Annotated in this window: 1 pseudogene; it reads left to right on the top strand. The window is 64.9% G+C overall.

The window, feature by feature from the left end:
- Positions 1–238 (top strand): annotated as a pseudogene (locus AC0IYU_RS34950) (hypothetical protein); the annotation flags it as partial.
- Between the last annotated feature and the right edge of the window lie 4 nt (positions 239–242).

The following is a 242-nucleotide window of genomic DNA, read 5'->3' on the forward strand; positions in this document are numbered from 1 at the left end:
CAACCCGCACAACACGCTGGTCTACAGCATGGCAGCGTTCACCCCCGCGCTGCAGGCGGCGATGAACCAGGTGGCCGCCAGATTCAACACGGTGCTGCCGCAAGGCAGAGACACCACCTTTCGCGACGTGTCGATCGTCGAGCTGGCCTTTGCGGGCACCGTGACGCGCGAGATCTACCGCATCAGCCTGGTCGATGGCACGGTGACGGACGTTGCGCGCGGACGGATCGTCAAGTAAGCCG

This window comes from Variovorax sp. AC103 (assembly GCF_979254005.1).